The organism is Gottfriedia sp. ABJ_BB2_2 (genome assembly GCF_055484705.1).
Genome location: NZ_JBVFKR010000002.1, coordinates 40,737 through 59,077, shown reverse-complemented (window position 1 = coordinate 59,077; position 18,341 = coordinate 40,737). Strand labels below are relative to the sequence as shown.

General features: G+C 32.2%; 18 protein-coding genes. 14 read left to right on the top strand and 4 right to left on the bottom strand.

The window, feature by feature from the left end:
* Positions 1–112 precede the first annotated feature (112 nt).
* From nrdF to ACX6U0_RS05280, 3 genes are read left to right on the top strand one after another with little or no spacing between them, the layout of a single operon-like run.
* Positions 113–1,081, top strand: coding sequence for a class 1b ribonucleoside-diphosphate reductase subunit beta (nrdF, locus tag ACX6U0_RS05290; RefSeq protein ID WP_464958940.1), 969 nt, complete (start codon positions 113–115; stop codon positions 1,079–1,081).
* A gap of 21 nt (positions 1,082–1,102) precedes the next feature.
* Positions 1,103–2,071, top strand: a complete 969-nt coding sequence (locus ACX6U0_RS05285) for a quinone oxidoreductase family protein (RefSeq protein WP_464958939.1) — start codon at positions 1,103–1,105, stop codon at positions 2,069–2,071.
* A 49-nt stretch (positions 2,072–2,120) separates the two neighbouring features.
* Positions 2,121–2,258: a YvrJ family protein gene (locus tag ACX6U0_RS05280; RefSeq protein ID WP_464958938.1), complete on the top strand. Its 138-nt coding sequence runs from the start codon at positions 2,121–2,123 to the stop codon at positions 2,256–2,258.
* A gap of 104 nt (positions 2,259–2,362) precedes the next feature.
* Here the strand turns inward: ACX6U0_RS05280 and ACX6U0_RS05275 are convergent, their stop codons facing one another.
* The gene (locus ACX6U0_RS05275; protein WP_464958937.1) at positions 2,363–3,571 is read right to left on the bottom strand and encodes a two-component system sensor histidine kinase NtrB; all 1,209 of its coding nucleotides are present in this window, start codon (positions 3,569–3,571) and stop codon (positions 2,363–2,365) included.
* A gap of 126 nt (positions 3,572–3,697) precedes the next feature.
* On the opposite strand from ACX6U0_RS05275, the gene ACX6U0_RS05270 reads away from it, so the two are divergent.
* Complete coding sequence (locus ACX6U0_RS05270) at positions 3,698–4,546, top strand: DUF72 domain-containing protein (protein ID WP_464958936.1); 849 nt, start codon at positions 3,698–3,700, stop codon at positions 4,544–4,546.
* Positions 4,547–4,766: 220 nt separating this feature from the next.
* Here ACX6U0_RS05270 and ACX6U0_RS05265 read toward each other — a convergent pair whose 3' ends face one another.
* Positions 4,767–5,180, bottom strand: a complete 414-nt coding sequence (locus ACX6U0_RS05265) for a disulfide oxidoreductase (RefSeq protein WP_464958935.1) — start codon at positions 5,178–5,180, stop codon at positions 4,767–4,769.
* Between the two features lie 150 nt (positions 5,181–5,330).
* Positions 5,331–6,035, bottom strand: coding sequence for a purine-nucleoside phosphorylase (deoD, locus tag ACX6U0_RS05260; protein WP_464958934.1), 705 nt, complete (start codon positions 6,033–6,035; stop codon positions 5,331–5,333).
* A 414-nt stretch (positions 6,036–6,449) separates the two neighbouring features.
* Here deoD and ACX6U0_RS05255 point away from each other — a divergent pair, with 414 nt between their 5' ends.
* From ACX6U0_RS05255 to ACX6U0_RS05230, 6 genes are all read left to right on the top strand, one after another.
* Positions 6,450–7,187 (top strand): hypothetical protein, encoded by a 738-nt coding sequence (locus ACX6U0_RS05255; protein ID WP_464958933.1) that lies wholly within the window; start codon positions 6,450–6,452, stop codon positions 7,185–7,187.
* Positions 7,188–7,197: 10 nt separating this feature from the next.
* The gene (locus ACX6U0_RS05250; RefSeq protein ID WP_464958932.1) at positions 7,198–8,025 is read left to right on the top strand and encodes an HAD family hydrolase; all 828 of its coding nucleotides are present in this window, start codon (positions 7,198–7,200) and stop codon (positions 8,023–8,025) included.
* A gap of 132 nt (positions 8,026–8,157) precedes the next feature.
* Positions 8,158–9,042, top strand: a complete 885-nt coding sequence (locus ACX6U0_RS05245) for a ComEC/Rec2 family competence protein (RefSeq protein ID WP_464958931.1) — start codon at positions 8,158–8,160, stop codon at positions 9,040–9,042.
* 442 nt (positions 9,043–9,484) lie between these two features.
* The gene (gene nagA, locus ACX6U0_RS05240) at positions 9,485–10,618 is read left to right on the top strand and encodes an N-acetylglucosamine-6-phosphate deacetylase (RefSeq protein ID WP_464958930.1); all 1,134 of its coding nucleotides are present in this window, start codon (positions 9,485–9,487) and stop codon (positions 10,616–10,618) included.
* Positions 10,619–11,332 carry a glucosamine-6-phosphate deaminase gene (nagB, locus tag ACX6U0_RS05235; protein ID WP_464958929.1) on the top strand — a complete coding sequence of 238 codons (714 nt, stop codon included), beginning with the start codon at positions 10,619–10,621 and terminating at the stop codon, positions 11,330–11,332. It abuts the gene before it with no gap.
* Positions 11,329–12,066: a GntR family transcriptional regulator gene (locus ACX6U0_RS05230; protein ID WP_464958928.1), complete on the top strand. Its 738-nt coding sequence runs from the start codon at positions 11,329–11,331 to the stop codon at positions 12,064–12,066. Before nagB ends, ACX6U0_RS05230 begins: the two co-directional genes overlap by 4 nt.
* A 33-nt stretch (positions 12,067–12,099) precedes the next feature.
* Here ACX6U0_RS05230 and ACX6U0_RS05225 read toward each other — a convergent pair whose 3' ends face one another.
* Positions 12,100–12,882 carry an HAD family hydrolase gene (locus tag ACX6U0_RS05225; protein WP_464958927.1) on the bottom strand — a complete coding sequence of 261 codons (783 nt, stop codon included), beginning with the start codon at positions 12,880–12,882 and terminating at the stop codon, positions 12,100–12,102.
* 188 nt (positions 12,883–13,070) lie between these two features.
* Here ACX6U0_RS05225 and glcT point away from each other — a divergent pair, with 188 nt between their 5' ends.
* From glcT to ptsP, 4 genes are all read left to right on the top strand, one after another.
* Positions 13,071–13,922 carry a glucose PTS transporter transcription antiterminator GlcT gene (gene glcT / locus ACX6U0_RS05220; RefSeq protein WP_464958926.1) on the top strand — a complete coding sequence of 284 codons (852 nt, stop codon included), beginning with the start codon at positions 13,071–13,073 and terminating at the stop codon, positions 13,920–13,922.
* Between the two features lie 223 nt (positions 13,923–14,145).
* A complete protein-coding gene (ptsG, locus tag ACX6U0_RS05215) occupies positions 14,146–16,191 on the top strand; it encodes a glucose-specific PTS transporter subunit IIBC (RefSeq protein ID WP_464958925.1) in 2,046 nt (681 codons plus the stop codon).
* 133 nt (positions 16,192–16,324) lie between these two features.
* The gene (locus ACX6U0_RS05210) at positions 16,325–16,588 is read left to right on the top strand and encodes a phosphocarrier protein HPr (RefSeq protein ID WP_464958924.1); all 264 of its coding nucleotides are present in this window, start codon (positions 16,325–16,327) and stop codon (positions 16,586–16,588) included.
* A complete protein-coding gene (gene ptsP / locus ACX6U0_RS05205) occupies positions 16,588–18,297 on the top strand; it encodes a phosphoenolpyruvate--protein phosphotransferase (RefSeq protein WP_464958923.1) in 1,710 nt (569 codons plus the stop codon). The genes ACX6U0_RS05210 and ptsP overlap by 1 nt, the downstream gene beginning before the upstream one ends.
* Positions 18,298–18,341: the final 44 nt, after the last annotated feature.

Genomic DNA, 18,341 nt, shown 5'->3' with positions numbered 1-18,341 from the left:
ACGTAATATAAAATTTAATGAGTAAGTCTATGGAAAGCTCGTATATAGAGAATGTTAAAGTTACTACTTCTATATTTTCGGGCTTTCTTTAGTGAGTAGGGGGTCATTATAGATGAAAGCTGTTAACTGGAATAAAAAAGAGGATGATTTTAGTTTAGTATTTTGGAAGCAAAATTTATCGCAATTTTGGACTGAAGAAGAAATTGTAGTTTCGTCTGATAAGAATACGTGGAATACTCTTACTAAGGAAGAGCAAGATACTTTTATAAAAGTGTTAGGTGGATTAACTTTATTAGATACAAAGCAAGGTGGAGAAGGGATGCCACTAATTTTAGTACACTTAAAAAATTTACAAGCAAAAAGTGTACTAGCTTTTATGGGGGCAATGGAAGAGGTCCATGCAAAAAGTTATTCACATATTTTTACAACGCTAGCAACTGAAGATGAAATTGATCAACTTTTCAAATGGATTGATGAGCATCCAATCTTAACGAAAAAATCTGAGTTAATCTCTTCATATTATTTAAATTTATTAAAGCGCGATGTAACTTCAGAAGAATTATATATGGCAATGGTAGCAAGTGTGTTTTTAGAGAGTTATTTATTCTATAGTGGATTCTTCTATCCGTTGTACTTAGCTGGCCAAGGAAAAATGACAGCAAGTGGTGAAATTATTAACTTAATTCTACGTGATGAAAGTATTCACGGCGTATTTGTTGGTATACTTGCACAACAAATTTATGATGAATTTTCAGATGAACAAAAAGCTCGACTATATAAAGAAACAATGTCATTATTAGTTCAGTTATATGATATTGAATTACAATATACTGCTGAAATTTATGAATCAATCGGTTTAGTGGACGAAGTAAATAAATTTATTCGTTACAATGCAAATAAGGCATTAATGAATTTAGGATTCGAAGCATATTTTGATGATGAAGATATTAATCCTATCGTCTTAAATGGACTAAAAACTGATACAAAGAATCATGACTTCTTCTCTGTAAAAGGAAACGGGTATGTAAAAGCAGTTACAGTGGAAAAATTGTCAGATGAGGATTTTATTTTTGAATTTTAAATACGTTGGGAAGTATGGAATATGAAGGCTTTAGTTTTTAGAGAATTTGGTACGTCAGATGTTTTAACGTATGAGGAAATCGCTAAACCAACGATTTCTGATGATGAAGTATGTATTGAAATGAAAGCTGTTGGCGTTAATTTTGCAGATATTTATCGTCGCAAAGGAAATTATCATTTAGCGGGGAACCCACCTTATATTTTAGGATATGAAGGTTCAGGTATCATATCTGAAATAGGATCATCAGTTACAGGATATAAGGTTGGAGATCGCGTAGCATTCGCTGATGTTCCATATGCTAATGCAGAGTATGTTGTAGCAAAAGAAACACATATTGTACCAATTCCAGATGAAATTAGTTATGAAATAGCAGCTTCTGTTATGCTTCAAGGTTTAACAGCACATTATTTAATTAATGACAGTTATCAAATCAAACCAGGCGATACTGCACTTGTTCATGCCGTTGCAGGTGGGGTAGGTCAATTACTTACTCAGATGATTAAATTAAAAGGTGGAGAGGTTATCGGATTAACTTCTTCAAATGAAAAAAAAGAAAAAGCACTTTCTATTGGTGCAAATGAAGTACTACTATATAACGAAGATTGGGTTTCATTAACAAAAGAATTAACGAAAAAGAAAAACGGTGTAGACGTAGTATACGAATCTGTTGGTTCTACTATTATGAATAGTTTTAAAGCAACAAAAATACACGGAACAGTTGTTTTTTATGGTATGGCTGGTGGAGACCCAGTTCATATCGACCCTAGAATGTTAATGGATACTTCAAAAACATTAACTGGTGGAGATCTTTGGAATATCCTTATTTCGAAAGAAGAAAGATTAAGTAGAAGTAAAGAGTTGTTTAATTGGATTGCAAACAAACAAATAATTGTTCAAACACCAACTATTTTCCCATTGAAAGATGGAAAGCTTGCGCATGATTTATTAGAAAGTCGAAAATCAACTGGTAAAATCATTTTAACAGTCTAAAGAATTTTTTCATTTTCCCCTTATATGTAAAGTAAAGGGGGAGGAAAAAATGGAAATTTGGATGAGTATGATAAAAGAAGTTGGATTTCCAATCGGAGTGACACTTTATTTACTATATCGTATAGAACAAAAACTAGATCATGTGATTCTATCAATAAAGGAATTACAAAAATCAGCTGTACCATAAATAAAGAATTGAGTTTGCCATTTTGCTTTTGCAAAGTGGCTTTTTCATTTTTAAATTTTAGAAAGAAAAAAATAGCATCAAATGACGCTATTTTTTGGTTGTATTTAATTGGTTGGTAAAGAAATGGTAAATGTTGTTCCATTACAACTACTAGTAGCAGTTATGAATCCACCGTGATTTTGTATTATCTTTTTTGTTAGTGATAATCCAAGTCCAGTACCCTCATCCTTTGTAGAATAGAAAGGATCGAATATAAAAGGTAAAACTGTCCTAGGTATACCACAGCCATTATCCTTAAAAAGAATCACGATTTCATCATCGATTACATGAGTTTCGATTGTAATCAGTAAATTTCCGTCTTTTTTAGCATCCAATGAGTTATGGAAAAGATTTAGAAATACTTGAACGAGTTGATTTCGATCAAAGAAAACTTTATATTTATGTAAATCTTCAGAGAGGTTATATTTAATATCTACATTATTTATAACCGTTTCACTAAAAAATAATTGCTTAATGTAGTTTAAAAGAAAATCGTTTAAGCAAACAGGCTCTGGTTTATAAGGTGCGTTTTTAGTAATCGATAAAAAGTCAGTAATGATGCCATTCGCACGATCTAACTCAGGGATTAAAAGGTCATTAAATAATTGTTTAATTCGATCGGGTGCTTCTTCTTGAACAAATTGTAGATACCCTCTAACAGTCGTTAATGGGTTACGAACCTCGTGTGCAATGCCAGCAGCTATCCTACCAGAAATGGCTAGTTTCTCAGAGTCTCTAGCATCATTTAAAAAATGAAATATACCAATAACACTTTCAATTTGATTATTTACATCACGAAGAATTCTAGTATTAACGATTCCATAATTCTTATTTAAAATCTCATGATGATAAATTTCTTTTCCTGAATAAAGCGTTTTAAGAAGTGCAATTTCCTTATCTTCAATTCTTAGTAATTCTCTAATATGTTTACCGACGTATTCATCAATATCTACTTTAAAGTCTCTGGCACATTGATCATTATAAAATTGAATGATACCATTTTGATCAATAAATAGAATATGATGAGGAATTGCGTCAAAGATTTTTTGAAGAATTGCTTTATTTTTTAACATGAATGAAGAAAAGGTAACTGTAAGCTCATCTAAAAAGTCGGGTCCATTGTGTGATAAAGAATTATTATTAATTAAATTTAGGTAATTTTCTGAAAAAAACGAACCTGGTGTAATAGAAGAAAAAATCTTTTCATACATCTCTACTTTTTCCTCTAATTTAGCTACTTTAGCTTTTAAATCTTTTACGGTGTCCGTATTCATTTACACTATACTCCTATTTCTACTAAAATAAGTTTATACTAAACAGTATTATATCAAATAATTCTGTTTATTTTAATGGATATTAGTAATAATTATATAATAAAAAATGTTTTATGGGAGCGGTTTATGGAAATTAAAATTGGCGTGACTGGATGGGGTGATCATGATAGTTTATACCCTGAACGTATTCATTCATCAAAAAAACTCCGACAATACTGTAATCACTTTCCGATAGTAGAAATTGATTCATCCTATTATAGTATTATGCCACAATCTAATTATCAAAAATGGGCGAATCAAACAACGGCTGATTTTTCATTTATCGTAAAAGCATACGGAGGAATCACTGGACATGCTAGACAGAATTATTCAAAGGAAGAACAAATAAAATTATTGAAGCCTTTTCTTGATTCAATTCAGCCTTTGATTGAAAACAATAAATTGAAGGGCGTTCTGTTTCAATTTCCACCATGGTTTAATTGTAAAAAGGAAAATGTTGAATTTTTAAGAACAATAAAAAGTGAGATAACATCTGTTCCAGCAATATTGGAATTTAGAAATCAATCATGGTTCTTTCCACAATTTGCTGAACAAACTTTATCATTTATGAAAGATGAAGGATGGATTCATTCAATTTGCGATGAGCCTCAAGCTGGAATGGGAAGCATACCAACTGTACTAAAACCAACAAACAAAGACTTAACATTAATTCGATTTCACGGAAGAAATGTATACGGTTGGAATCACAATGGCCAAGAAAATTGGCGTGAAGTTAGATATTTATATCGCTATAATCGAGATGAACTATGTGAATGGGTTGATAAACTGGAAACTTTATCAAGGGATACGAAAGAGGTATGTATCCTGTTTAATAATAACTCAGGTGGAGATGCAGCAGATAATGCGAAGGAATTAATGAAGCTGCTAGGTATTGAATTTGGTCCATCCTCAACCGAGCAGCTTAAATTATTTTAATTTGCTATTCTGTATAAGATTGTTGCTTTTTAGATTAAAATACAAAGACAAAAGTTGGTTACAACGGAAGGTGCGAGACTCCTGTGGGAAATGCGGGAAGGGTGAGACCCCGGAGGGCACCGAGGAGGCTCAGCTCACGCCCCACGGAAAGGGAGCAACCTGGAGTTGTGATCAACTAACACATTCTTAATAAACAACAATTGATACAAAAAACAATCTTTTAATTAGTTTTACGTAATAAATAAATAGCGCTTATGTTAATCAGTAAGAATGCAACAAAAGCTAACATTGGAATTGTAATAAAGCCAAATAAATTTAAGTAATCACCTGTACAAGGAACTGGTCCACATTGCGTGGCAGTTTCTTTCATAGCTGGTACTTTCTGGATCAGAATATGATAGATCGAAATGAACATACCAATTACTGATAATGGTAAGATATAAACAATGTCCTTGACTTTATTTTTATAAAAAGCAATTCCAATTATAAAAACAATAGGATACATGAAAATACGTTGATACCAACATAAAGAACAAGGGGTCCAGTGATTAATAATTGAAAATGATAAACTACTAAGTGTTGCGACAATGCTTACAATCCAAGCAAAAAATAATATTGATTGATTTTTTTTCATAAACTACCTTCCTAAAATTAAAATTGTTAGTACTATCATTGTACAATCGTTTATGAAAAATGTGGAATAAAACAACATATAAATCATTCATAAAAAGGACAAATAAAAAAACCTGGAGTTCATTTCCAGGCTTTTTTTAATTCATTTTTATTATGCGATAGCAGCGTCTAATGCGATTCGAATCATATCATTAAACGTTGTTTGTCTTTCTTGTGCTGAAGTTTCTTCACCAGTAAAGATATGGTCACTTACAGTTAATACAGTTAATGCATCAACATTATATTTTGAAGCAATTGTATATAATGCAGTCGTTTCCATTTCAACTGCTAATACACCATAATCACCTAATTTTTGAACCATATCCATGTTTTCTCTATAAAAAACGTCAGCTGTTAACACATTACCAACTCTAACGTTTAATCCTTGATTTACTGCTCCATCATATGCTTTCTTTAATAAATCGAAGCTAGCACATGGTGAAAAGTCAAAACCAGGGAATGTTAAACGATTCATATTAGAATCTGTACATGTTGTCATTGCAATAATAACATCACGAACTTTAACATCCTTTTGGATTGCACCACAAGTACCTACACGAATTAATTTCTTCACTCCGTAACTATTAATTAACTCATTTACGTAAATACCAATTGAAGGAATCCCCATTCCAGTTCCTTGTACTGAGATTCTTTCACCTTTATATGTACCAGTAAATCCAAGCATTCCACGAACTTCATTATAGCAAACTACATCTTCTAAAAATGTTTCTGCAATATATTTAGCTCTTAATGGATCCCCAGGTAATAATATTTTATCGGCAATTGCACCTTGTTCTGCTCCGATATGTACACTCATCGAAAAACCTCCTAATAAATCATAAAATAGATAAACTATCTGCACACTTATTTAGTTTTTACATTTCAAATAAAAAACATTCTCAATTGAACTGATACTTAAAGGAAAAAAGATAGATCACGTAGTACTTATTAAGTATAGAATATATGAAAAACAAAATAATCCAGTTTAGATAATTTATGGGAAAGTTTTATTATTACATAAGTAAGAAAATAATGAAAGAGGTTACAAAAAAAAGTCACTATTCAGTGATTATGAGCTTAATTAGCAAGGAAAATATAAAGTTTGGGTGAAACCTGAGTAAAATTGATTACATGAAGAATAAAGAAACATACTGTTTACTATTTAAACTATTCATACTAAATATCTTGAGAAAAAGCTAGAGTCTAGTTCTATATATAAAGGAGACGAAAAATGAAATTTAGATATATAGCAACTTTATGCGTAGGTATATTAGTTTTCTTAATTTTAGGTAATAGTTTATTGAAAGGTAATAGTCGTTTTTCTAATGGTAATAGTAAAACCAGTGAAATACATGTGGAAAAAGTAAAATGGGATTTAGGTGTCGGTAAAGAATCACAGGAAGTAAAAATTTATGCCAAGTCAATGAGTATCGCGCAGCGAGAGAAAATTAAATTTTATATTAGTTCAGATCAGCTTAATACTTATAAAATTATTGAGCCTGTATATAAAGGGAATAATCGTTTTGCTTTTAAATATCCTTTTAAAAAAAAATCAACATATTATATTAGTGCTTACTTAGATGAACAAACAATCGATACAAAAATATTTCAAGACGATAAAGAAGTAAATTTAGAGTTATATCCAACTTCTATTTTAACGTTGAAACAACCAAAGTATCATGTTACTTTACTGTTTAACTCGTTACAAACAAAAAAGAATAATGTCCTCACTTTCGATTTTAAGCAGTTTAAAAGTCATCATCCTAGATTGAAAAATCATCAAATTTATGTAATAGGTGAAGATGGGTTATTTTTTAAATCCCTTACAAACTCTTCTCAAAAAAATAAGCTAAAATATGAATTAACCTTCCCAAAAGAAGGAATGTATGTATTATTTTATGAATTTGAACTAAACAATAAAAAAGAGAACTTTCAATATATAATAGATGTAAAAGACAAAGTTAATTAAGGAGTCTACAATGCACAACATATTAAAAAATTCTAAAGTATTCGTATTTGATTTAGATGGAACATTGTATGATGGAACAGATCATTACGATTACTATGCAAATCTTTTATCGAAAGAAATTAGCGAAGATAAAAGGGAGTTTTTTCTGAAGGATTATCAAAAAATAAAAGATATGGATCATGCATTAACAATAGGCAAGGTGTATGATTCAAAATTGGATACTATTATTACGCTAGACCCTATCACGATGAAACCGATACAAGTCCATACTTGGGAAGGCCAACTCTTATCAAGAGAGAAATTACCAATTGATTATAATGAACAAAACCTATTTGATTTACCGTTTATTCCGGTTGGTGATGGTTGGTGGCTACCACTTGTAACTAGTTACCATTACGGTGCAAGAGATGTGTATCATTGTTATGATCAAACAAAGGAATATATGGCCACAAGCGAATTTGTGATACCGTATATAAAAGGATTAAAAGAAGCTTTACTATCAGTTAAACATGAAAAGAATTTAGTGTTGTTAACTAATTCGGATCGAGCGGATGTTACAAGATTACTGGGACTATTAGGACTTACAGATCTTTTTGATTTAGAAATTACGGATGGAAAAAAGCCATTAGAAACTGAGAATCATCTTAAAAATATCTTGAAAAAATATAATGTATTACCACATGAAGTTGTTTCAATTGGTGATAACTTTATGAATGAAATTTCACCTGCATTAAAACTTGGAATGCATGGAATTTATATTACAAATCAGCCATTTGAACAATTTAGTGAGACATTGCTTGTTGTTAATCGGTTAGAAGACATCTTTAAAACGCTGTGATAAATTCCAGCGTTTTTTTATTTTACTTAATCTAGTTTAAAGTAAATGTATAGAAAAATTTATCAAATTGTTAAGTAGAATGATACATACTTTTGTTTTTACAATGAGAAAATAATAGTAGGAGGAAGTGAAATGGACATGAAAAAGAATTGTTACTCTCTACTGTTATGTATATTAGTCCTTTTTACAACTTTTTTAGGTGGAGTAAAAATTGATGCCAGATCAGTGAATTATGGATATATTACTCATCCGTTACTAGTCTATTTTTTTGATGTAGGTCAAGGCGATAGTATTTTTATCAATCTACCTAATGGAAAAACTGTGCTGATTGATGGTGGAGATGTTGAACATGGCAATGCAGTAATTAAGAAGCTAAAAAAGCTACATATTGATAGGATTGATTTATTAGTCAGTACACACCCCGATATCGATCATATTGGTGGTTTATTAAAAGTAATGAATCAAATAAAAATTAATTCGATATTAGATAGTGGGAAAAAGTATAATTCACATTCGTATTACCTGTACAAGAAAGAGGCATTTCAAAAAAATATTCCGATACAGATAGCAAAAACGAACGACAAAATAGAACTAGATCCTAATGTTGATATGACTGTATTAAATAGTGGTAAGCCATCAAGAACAAATAATGATAGTTCAATTGTCTTAAAAGTGGCTTATGAAGAAATCTCAATCTTATTAACTGGTGATATTGAAAGTAAGGCTGAGAAACGATTAATCAAAAATGAAAATATAGATGCACAAGTATTAAAAATTCCACATCATGGTTCTCGAACGTCAACGTCAGAATCATTTCTTTTTGCAGTAAATCCATCTGTAGCAATTCTTTCGTACGATAAATTCAACTTATTTGGACATCCTCATCGCTCTGTCATGAAACGTTTAAAGCATTTAGGAATCAAACAATTCGCCACAGAAGATTATGGTGATATTGAATTATCAACAAATGGAAAAAAATTATATATTGAAAAAGAAGAAGTATTAGTGAATCCATAGTGGTTTAATCGGTACTTTTTCTTTTTTTTGTTGGTAGTAAGTATTCGTCGACTGTGAGCTGAGCCTCCTCAGATGGCCTCCAGGGTCTTAGCTTTCCCACATTTCCTATGGGAGTTTCGCACCCTTCCGTTGTCATTAACTTCTGTCTAATCTAAATAAAAAAGCATTATTCTATTTGAAATAAACCAAATGAAAACAAGTTCAATGGATAAATCAAATTATTGAGTTGATATACAAGTTAGGAGCCGAAATATTCTTAATATAACATTAACTACATAAACTTGTTATGTAGTATAGACAACTAGGTGTATATATCATAAAATATAAGTAAGCAAGGAATCAATCAAACTAAAACGAATCAGAATGTGATTTAGGAATAAGCAAAGACTATTTTCTAAATGAAATGATGAAGTACTTCCCTCGAAAAGGAGGAGGAAATGATTTGAAGTCAATTATTAATGTGAAAATTTATACTGGTAAAGAGGTAATTGAAAGTGGATTTATTCGGTATGACGAGAAAATAATGAATATCGGTCATATGGAGAATTTTGTGGAGCAAGGTGAGACAATCGTCGATGGAACAGGAACAATATTGATTCCAGGTATGATTGATGTTCACATTCATGGTGCATATGATGTAGATGCGATGGATGCAAACCCTAGTACTATTGTAAAGATGAGTAAAGAAATGTTGAAAGAAGGAGTTACGACTTTTTTTCCAACAACTATGACTCAATCTCATTCAAATATTAAAAATGCTTTAAGTGCTTTAAAAGAAGCAAAAGAACTTGGTGCTCACTTCGAATATATACACTTAGAAGGACCATTCGTTAATAAAGAAAGAGCAGGAGCACAACCTCTTGAGTATATTGTAAATCCTGATGTGGATTTATTTAAAATGTGGCAAGAGGCTGCAGGTGGACTGATTAAATTAGTTACTTATGCACCTGAAGTAGAAGGAGCAAATGACTTAGAAAAAGAATTCCAAAAAACAGGTGTCATTGGTACAGTCGGACATTCTGATGCCATTGGGGCAGATTTTGAAGGTAAAAAAATTACCCATGCAACACATTTATACAACCAAATGAGACCAATGCATCACCGTGAGGTCGGTACAGTCGGTCATGTTTTACTAGATGATGAGGTAATGGTGGAAGTTATTCCAGATGGCATTCATATTCATCCAGATATGGTTAAACTTGCATACCGTTTAAAAGGTGCGAAAAAAATTAGTGTCATCACCGATGCAATGAGAGCCAAAGGCTTAGCTGATGGTGAGTACGAATTAGGTGGCCAACCGGTATTTGTAAAAGAAAATAGTGCAAGATTAGCCGACGGTACATTAGCTGGTAGTATTTTAAAAATGGATGATGCATTTAGAAATATAATGAAATTTACAGGCTGTACTCCTGAAGAAGCAGTTCAAATGACATCGGTTAACCAAGCTGAGGAATTTGGATTAGTGAACAAAGGGGCATTAGAAATTGGTAAAGATGCTGATTTTGTTCAAATGACAGCTGAATATAATGTAATTGATACAATAAGACTTGGTAAATCTATGGATGAGGTGAAATAAATGAACGTAATCGTCGTAAAAAATGCAGAAGAAATTGCGAAAGTTGCATATGAAAAAATAGTTCAAGCTTTTGAAGGTAAACAGGAATTCACATTAGGTTTGGCAACGGGAGGATCTCCTCTTGGTATTTATGAATTATTCCGACAACACAAACCAAATGTTTCACATGTAATGACAGTTAATCTTGATGAGTATGTAGGATTAGCAGAAGATGATCAAACGAGCTATCACACATATATGGCAGAACAACTTTTTAATCATTTAAACTTTAAAGAGAATCATTTACCAGATGGAAATGCAAAAGACTTAGATGAGTCTTGTCAAAAATATGAAGAATTACTACTAAAACATCCAGTGGACTTACAGTTATTAGGTATTGGTGAGAATGGACACATTGGTTTTAATGAACCAGGTACACCATTTGATACGCCTACACATATCGTTGAGCTAACAGAATCTACTCGAAATGCTAACAAAATATACTTCGAAAATGAAGAGGATGTGCCTACTCATGCTGTAACAATGGGGATTGGTTCAATTCTTCGTGCGAAAGAAGTTGTTCTTATTGCATCAGGTATAAAAAAGGCAGAAGCGGTAAAAGAGATGATTCACGGAAGAGAAGATCTAAACTGTCCAGCAACTGCACTTCAAAAACATAGCAATGTAACAATAATTGTTGATGCAGAAGCATACTCACTTTGTGAAAATAAATGATGTTAGATAAAAATTCGCCTCTACCGATTTACTTTCAAATACAAGAGTTTCTTAGAAATAAAATTAGCTCAGGGGAATGGTTACCTGGAGAACGTATTCCTTCTGAGCAAGCATTAAGTGAGATGCTAAATGTAAGCAGGATGACGATTAGACAGGCATTAAATAATCTTGTTAAAGAATCACTAATCAGTCGAAAGCGCGGAATAGGAACGTTTGTATCTGTAAAAGATGGTATTGAAGTAGAGGAATCATTAAAGTTTCTAAAAAGTTTTTCAGAAGATATATCTTCAATTGGCTTAACGCCAACAAATCAATTATTAGGTTTTTCAACAATGGAAGCTGATGAGTATTTAGCTGAAGTTTTATCGATTGATATTGGTTCTGAAGTTTTTAAAATTGAACGTTGTCGTTTAGCAAATGATCAACCAATTGCAATTGAAACCACATATATTCCAAAAAACTTAGTAAATAGAATTGATGAACAGGTGTTTAACCATTCTTTATATGAATATTTTGAAGTGTCATTAGGTTATTCAATTGAAAAAGCGACGAAATGGATAAAAGCTTCGTTAATGACAGATAGTGATGCCACGATCTTAGAAGTAGCTGAGGATTCTCCTGCTTTAGAACTACATCAAATTACGTATATAAATGGCGACATACCGTTGGAATATGTAAGTTGTATTTATCGTGCAGACCGTTACCGGTTTACGATAGATATCGAAAGAACATAATAAAAGGGTGCTTATTAAAAGCACCCTTTTTCGTTATTTAATCTGTAATGCTATTTTTACTGCTTCAGAAACAGAAGGAACAACATAAGCTGCGTGTTGTTTAACAGCATCATCAGCATTTTCCATTGCAAAGCTGTTTGGTGTTAATTCGAACATTGAAATATCATTATAGGAATCACCTACACAAGCAATTTCTTCTGGTTTAATGTCTAATTTATCAATTAAAATTTGAATTGCTGATCCTTTACTTACATTAGCAGGAACAATATCTAAACAGTTTTTTGCTGAAATAAATGAAGTAATATATTCTGGAAGTTCTTTTTGTAGCTCAGCTTGTAATTCAAGTAGATCATCATCTTCACCAATTACTACATATTTTTTAGGTGTAATACTATTTCCTAATTCTTCTTTTAATGTTTTTAGTTCAACGGCTTTCATGCTTGAATTTTTTTCAATCTCGTGAACAAGATCCGTTTTTTCTTCGATGTAATATGTAGTATTGTCAGCAACATAACGTAAAAATTTATTCGAAGTGATCATATCATAAATTTTACCAACTACAGTTGGGTGGAATGTTGCATCTAATAATGCCTCTCCGTCGTTTGAATAAATATAAGTTCCATTCATACTAATTCGATGGAAATTACCTTCTAATCTTTCCATAATCTCGACGATTTCATAATCTAATCGACCTGAGGCAAAACAAAGAATAACACCTTGATTGACAAGTTCCTTTAACGCCTCAACATCGTGTTCAAAGAGTTTTCCGTGATGGAACATTGTACCATCTAAATCACTTACAAATAATTTAATCATCGTTTTTAAGCACCTACTTGTTATTTTTTTTACTTTTATATTCTATCCTACTATATTAAAGATGCAAAACATTTGAATATTTTTTGTATAAAAATTATTCTTTTAACTCAATTTTTATTTAAACTATTTTTTTTAATATTGTGTTATGATAATAAAGCTAATTTTTAAAATGGGGGTGGTATAAAGAAATGTCGGAGTTCTATACAATTAAAAAAGTTTTAAATAATAACGTTCTTATTGCTAAAAATTCAGACCACCCAGAGGTTATCCTATTAGGTAAAGGCATTGGTTTTAATAAGGCAAAAGGCGATCAAATATTAGATGGTGTAGTTGAGAAAATGTTCGTCTTAAAAGATGAACAGAAACAAAAACAGTATAAATCTTTAATCGGCATAATGGATGAAAAATTGGCCGGTACATTACAACAGGCTATTTACATCATTGCAGAGAAGACAGGAAGTACGTTAAATGAGCAAATACACATTGGATTAACTGACCATTTAATATATGCGATTAAAAGAATTCGTGAGGGTTATATTGTTGAAAATCCATTCCTACAAGAAACAAAAGCAATGTATCCTGAATATTTTAAGATTGCTGAAGAAGTAATTGAATTAATCAATAAAGAAATAGATATCAATTTACCGGTAGAAGAGGTTGGCTTTGTTACACTACATATTGTAAGTAACTTATCCAAAGAAATCGTATCAGATGTAAATAAGTTTTCTCAGATCATTAAAGAATTAGTTAAGTATATAGAAGATTATTTGAAAATTGAAATTGATAGAAATAGTATTCATTATTCTAGATTAGTGCGTCATTTGCGGTTTCTAATTGACCGTATTTCACATGGTCAATCTTCAGATGAGTCACCAGCACTCGCCATTATTCTAAAAAAGGAATATCCCGTTTGCTATGATTTAGCATGGAAAATACTAAAATCAATTGAAAGTTCTTTAAACCAAAAAGCTAGTGAAGCAGAAGTAATTTATTTAACAATACATTTAGAAAGACTCGTTCAAAGCAAAATAAAAAAATAAATAGTACTTTATGCTTGTATTTTTTTTAAGACGTAGATATAATGAAAGCGAAATCATAACAAATAACTGAATAAAGTACACATAATACGTGTTACTGATTCGATCAGGCATGAGTAGAAAAGATGTGAATGAATTAATCCGGGTAGGGGAAACTATATCCAGATTATGTTTCAATCACTTTTCTAACTCATGCCTTTTTGTTTTGGATAAAAGGAGGATAACAATGTTTAAGAAAATCTTTGGCGTTTTACAAAAAGTTGGTAAAGCATTAATGTTACCAGTTGCAATTCTACCAGCTGCCGGATTATTACTTGCATTTGGTAATGCATTTCAAAATCCGCAAACATTAAAGTACTTACCATTTTTAGATGCATCATGGTTCCAATTAGTTGCAAGAGTTATGGAACAATCTGGTGACATTATTTTCGGAAATTTATCACTATTATTTGCAGTAGGGGTTGCTGTTGGACTTGCTGGTGGTGAAGGCGTAGCAGGTTTAGCTGCAATTGTTGGTTACTTAATTATGAATAAAACAATGAGCGTGTTCAAAGACGTTGGACAGTACATTGTTTTAGATAAGACTTTAAATATTGCAAAATTTGATGATCCATCTTATGCATTTGTATTAGGTATTCCTACATTACAAACTGGCGTATTCGGTGGTATTATTGTCGGTATTCTTGCTGCATGGGCATATAACAAATACTTTGAAATTGATTTACCTTCATACTTAGGATTCTTTGCAGGTAAGCGTTTTGTACCAATTGCTACAGCAGCATTTTCAGTTTTACTTGGTATTTTAATGTGTTTCATTTGGCCACCTATTCAACACGGACTAAACACATTTTCACATAATATGATTGATGCGAACTTAACATTATCAGCATTCATTTTTGGTGTCATTGAACGTTCGTTAATACCTTTTGGTTTACATCATATTTTCTATGCACCATTCTGGTTCGAGTTTGGTTCATACACTGATAAAGCAGGTCTAGTTGTACACGGCGATCAAAAAATCTTCTTTGCTCAATTAAAAGACGGTGTAGAATTAACAGCTGGTACATTCATGGTTGGTAAATTCCCATTCATGATGTTTGGTTTACCAGCAGCAGCTTTAGCGATGTATCATGAAGCAAAACCAGAAAATAAAAAAATCGCTGGTGGTATTTTAGCATCAGCAGCATTAACATCATTCTTAACAGGTATAACAGAACCAATCGAGTTCTCATTCCTATTCGTTGCACCAGTATTATTCGGTATTCATGCAATCTTTGCTGGTCTATCATTTATGATTATGCAAATATTAAATGTTAAAATCGGGATGACTTTCTCTGGTGGTTTAATTGATTACTTATTATTCGGTGTTCTACCTAATAGAACTGGCTGGTGGTGGGTAATCATCGTCGGTTTAGTACTAGCTGTAATTTACTACTTCGGTTTCCGTTTTGCTATCAGAAAATGGAATTTAAGAACGCCTGGGCGCGAAGAAGCTGTAACAGAAGAATCAACAAGCAATACACCTGCAAGTGAATTACCTTATGAAATTTTACAAGCACTAGGTGGAAAAGATAACATTGCTTCATTAGATGCATGTATTACTCGCTTACGTGTTCAAGTAAATGCAAAAGATGAAGTAAATAAAGATCGACTGAAAGCATTAGGTGCTGCAGGTGTACTTGAAGTTGGAAATAATATTCAAGCAATCTTTGGTCCTAAATCAGATACATTAAAAACACAAATTAAAGATATTATGACAGGAAAAAGACCTGTTGTGACGAATGAAGATAATAAAGTAGTTACAAATAATCCATCAACTGATGAAGAAATAATTAATCCGATTGAAGGTGAAATCATTCCGATAACTGAAGTGCCTGATCAGGTATTTTCTGGAAAAATGATGGGTGATGGTTTTGCTATTATTCCTTCAGAAGGTACTGTTGTTTCTCCAGTAGATGGTGAAATTGTTAATGTATTCCCAACTAAACATGCGATCGGTATTCTATCAAAAGGTGGAAAAGAAATCTTAATTCACATTGGTATCGATACTGTTAAATTGAATGGTGAAGGCTTCGAAGTGCTAGTTGCACAAGGAGATAAGGTTACAAAAGGTCAACAATTAGTAAAAGTTGATTTACACTTTATTCGTGAGAATGCACCATCAACAATTACACCTGTTGTATTTACTAATTTATCTGAAGGACAAGAAGTTGTTATTGAAAAGTCAGGTAAGCAAGGTAAAGGTGAAGTTGGTATTATCAAAATTAAGTAAAATTATCGAAAAATGTTAACAAATTGAAAGGGGTTGTATAGTTGACACTATGCACCCCTTTTAATAAAATATTCTTAGTAGGCCAAATGTCTATACCAAAAATGTAAAATGTATCACAAAGGAGATAAATATAATGGAAAAAACGTTTAAAGTAACAGCAGATTCAGGAATTCATGCACGTCCAGCTACATTATTAGTAAATGTTGCAGGTAAATTTAACTCAGATATCAATCTTGAGTACAATGGCAAAACAGTTAATTTAAAGTCAATCATGGGTGTAATGTCTTTAGGAATTCAACAAGGTACTGAAATCAAAATTACTGCAAACGGTGATGACGCTGATCAAGCTCTAGCTTCAATTGAAGAAACAATGAAAAAAGAAGGCTTAGGCGAGTAATGTCTTTACATATCAATGGAATCGCAGCTTCTAGTGGTATTGCGATTGCTAAAGCATTTCGCTTAGAAAATCCTGAATTAAACATTACAAAGAAACAAATTTCAGATGTTGATGCTGAAATTTCACGCCTTGATAATGCAATTCAAATTTCGAATACCGAATTAGAGAAAATTCGTGATCATGCGAATGCTGAACTTGGTGAAGATAAAGCGGCAATTTTTTCTGCTCACATCCTAGTATTAAATGACCCAGAACTTGTTAACCCTGTAAAAGACAAAATTAAGTCAGAAAATGTTAATGCAGAATATGCAATGAATGAAGTAGCTTCAATGTTTGTTCAAATGTTTGAAAGCATGGACAATGAATATATGAAGGAACGGGCAGCTGATATTCGTGACGTAACGAAACGTGTAATGGCACATATTCTTGGCGTTACAATCTCAAATCCTGCGAATATTACTGATGAAGTGATAATTATAGCTGAAGATTTAACACCATCTGATACAGCACAATTAAACCGTAAGTTCGCTTTAGGTTTTACAACTGATATCGGTGGCCGTACTTCACATTCGGCAATTATGGCTCGTTCACTTGAAATTCCTGCTGTTGTAGGTACGAAAGAAGTAACAAGCAAAATCGAGAATGGTGTAACAGTAATTGTAGACGGTTTAGATGGTCAAGTTATTGTTGATCCTTCTGAAGAAGAACTTGCAGAGTATAAGGCGAAAAAAGAAAAATTCGAACTTCAAAAGCAAGAATGGGCTAAATTGAAAAACGAACCGACAGTTACAAAAGATGGACATCATGTAGAACTTGTTGCGAATATTGGTACACCAAACGATGTTGAAGGTGTTATCAATAACGGCGGTGAAGGTGTAGGTTTATACCGTACTGAGTTCCTTTATATGGGAAGAGACAATTTCCCGACCGAAGAAGAACAGTTCGAATCGTATAAAACAGTTCTTGAAAGTATGGGTGAAAAACCGGTAGTTGTTCGTACATTAGATATCGGTGGAGATAAGGAATTATCTTATTTACACTTACCAAAAGAAATGAATCCATTCCTAGGATACCGTGCAATTCGTTTATGTTTAGATCAAAAAGAGATTTTCCGTACTCAATTACGTGCATTATTACGTGCAAGTGTTTATGGAAACTTAAAAATCATGTTCCCAATGATTGCTACTCTTGATGAGTTTAGAGCTGCAAAAGCTGTTTTATTAGAAGAAAAAGAAAAGCTTGTGTCTGAAAATGTAAATGTTTCAGAGTCAATTGAAATTGGAATGATGGTTGAAATTCCTGCATCTGCTGTATTGGCTGATGTATTTGCAAAAGAAGTAGACTTCTTTAGTATCGGAACTAACGATTTAATCCAATATACAATGGCTGCAGACCGTATGAACGAACAAGTTTCATACTTATATCAACCATATAACCCATCTATTTTAAGATTAGTTAAAATGGTAATTGATGCTGCAAACAAAGAAGGAAAATGGGCAGGAATGTGTGGAGAGATGGCAGGAGACGCTCTTGCAATTCCATTATTAGTAGGACTTGGTTTGCATGAATTCTCAATGAGTGCAACTTCAATCCTTCCAGCTCGTAGCCAAATGGCAAAATTATCAAAAGCTGACATGGAGAAATTAGCTGAAAAAGCTTTATCACTGTCAACTGCAGAAGAAGTTGTTAAATTAGTAAATGAAATTTAATTAAAAAACAACAGGGAAGCCTGTTGTTTTTTATTTGCATAATT

What these genes read in the sequence shown, in the direction of transcription:
- ACX6U0_RS05275 (WP_464958937.1), bottom strand. Translation starts at nt 3,571, where the DNA reads ATGAATACGGACACCGTAAAAGATTTAAAAGCTAAAGTAGCTAAATTA.
- ACX6U0_RS05270 (WP_464958936.1), top strand. Translation starts at nt 3,698, where the DNA reads ATGGAAATTAAAATTGGCGTGACTGGATGGGGTGATCATGATAGTTTA.
- ptsG (WP_464958925.1), top strand. Translation starts at nt 14,146, where the DNA reads ATGTTTAAGAAAATCTTTGGCGTTTTACAAAAAGTTGGTAAAGCATTA.
- ACX6U0_RS05250 (WP_464958932.1), top strand. Translation starts at nt 7,198, where the DNA reads ATGCACAACATATTAAAAAATTCTAAAGTATTCGTATTTGATTTAGAT.
- ACX6U0_RS05255 (WP_464958933.1), top strand. Translation starts at nt 6,450, where the DNA reads ATGAAATTTAGATATATAGCAACTTTATGCGTAGGTATATTAGTTTTC.
- ACX6U0_RS05210 (WP_464958924.1), top strand. Translation starts at nt 16,325, where the DNA reads ATGGAAAAAACGTTTAAAGTAACAGCAGATTCAGGAATTCATGCACGT.
- glcT (WP_464958926.1), top strand. Translation starts at nt 13,071, where the DNA reads ATGTCGGAGTTCTATACAATTAAAAAAGTTTTAAATAATAACGTTCTT.
- deoD (WP_464958934.1), bottom strand. Translation starts at nt 6,035, where the DNA reads ATGAGTGTACATATCGGAGCAGAACAAGGTGCAATTGCCGATAAAATA.
- nrdF (WP_464958940.1), top strand. Translation starts at nt 113, where the DNA reads ATGAAAGCTGTTAACTGGAATAAAAAAGAGGATGATTTTAGTTTAGTA.
- ACX6U0_RS05265 (WP_464958935.1), bottom strand. Translation starts at nt 5,180, where the DNA reads ATGAAAAAAAATCAATCAATATTATTTTTTGCTTGGATTGTAAGCATT.
- ACX6U0_RS05285 (WP_464958939.1), top strand. Translation starts at nt 1,103, where the DNA reads ATGAAGGCTTTAGTTTTTAGAGAATTTGGTACGTCAGATGTTTTAACG.
- ACX6U0_RS05225 (WP_464958927.1), bottom strand. Translation starts at nt 12,882, where the DNA reads ATGATTAAATTATTTGTAAGTGATTTAGATGGTACAATGTTCCATCAC.
- ptsP (WP_464958923.1), top strand. Translation starts at nt 16,588, where the DNA reads ATGTCTTTACATATCAATGGAATCGCAGCTTCTAGTGGTATTGCGATT.
- nagB (WP_464958929.1), top strand. Translation starts at nt 10,619, where the DNA reads ATGAACGTAATCGTCGTAAAAAATGCAGAAGAAATTGCGAAAGTTGCA.
- ACX6U0_RS05280 (WP_464958938.1), top strand. Translation starts at nt 2,121, where the DNA reads ATGGAAATTTGGATGAGTATGATAAAAGAAGTTGGATTTCCAATCGGA.
- ACX6U0_RS05230 (WP_464958928.1), top strand. Translation starts at nt 11,329, where the DNA reads ATGATGTTAGATAAAAATTCGCCTCTACCGATTTACTTTCAAATACAA.
- ACX6U0_RS05245 (WP_464958931.1), top strand. Translation starts at nt 8,158, where the DNA reads ATGGACATGAAAAAGAATTGTTACTCTCTACTGTTATGTATATTAGTC.